Origin of the sequence: Mesorhizobium sp. M1E.F.Ca.ET.063.01.1.1, from assembly GCF_003998155.1 — a bacterium.
Classification (GTDB): Bacteria; Pseudomonadota; Alphaproteobacteria; order Rhizobiales; family Rhizobiaceae; genus Mesorhizobium.
Genome location: NZ_RZSC01001391.1, coordinates 1 through 728, shown reverse-complemented (window position 1 = coordinate 728; position 728 = coordinate 1). Strand labels below are relative to the sequence as shown.

Genomic DNA, 728 nt, shown 5'->3' with positions numbered 1-728 from the left:
GCCCTTCAGGACATTGGCGAGCGGATGGATCGCATCCGCGGCATCAAGGGCCGGCCCTCCGGCCTGCTCAGGATCAACGCCTCCAACATCGCGATCCCTTTGGCGGTCACGCCCGTTGTGGCGGCCATGGCCGAGCGCTATCCCGATGTGACGGTCGAGGTTTTCGCCGAACAGGGTCTTGTCGATATCGTCGGAGAAGGTTTCGACGCCGGCATCAGGCTGGGCGAGATGATCGCGCAGGACATGGTCACCGTGCGGCTCACGCCGCCCTTCAAGGCCGTGGTCGTCGCGTCACCCGCCTATATCGGAAAACACGGCCGTCCGCGCGACGTGGCCGACCTCGCGAACCACAATTGCATCGGCTACCGGCTCGTCCGCTCTGGCGGACTCTATCGCTGGGATCTGAACGAGGACGGCAAGGATGTCGTTGTCGAGACGCGCGGCACGGCCGTCGTCACCGATTCGCTTGGCGCCATCGATCTGGCGCTTGCCGGCGTCGGGCTCGCCTATGTCTTCGAGCCGCTGGTGCGCGCCGATCTTGCCGCCGGTCGCCTGGTCCAGGTCCTGCCGAAGACGGCGATCGAGGAGCCGGGCCTCTTCCTCTACTTCCCGCGCCGGGCCTCGATGGCGCCGAAGCTCAGGGCCTTTATCGACACCGCACAAGAAATCGGCCGGGCATCCATGCGGACACCCGGCCGAGCTGCCTGAGCTGTTTGGCCCTACTTTTC

General features: G+C 65.8%; 1 protein-coding gene. It reads left to right on the top strand.

Annotated elements, in window-relative coordinates; translation table 11 throughout:
- Nucleotides 1-708, top strand: a 708-nt coding sequence (locus tag EOA29_RS38780; RefSeq protein WP_127222539.1) for a LysR substrate-binding domain-containing protein, incomplete at its 5' end; no start/stop codon positions are given.
- Between the last annotated feature and the right edge of the window lie 20 nt (nt 709-728).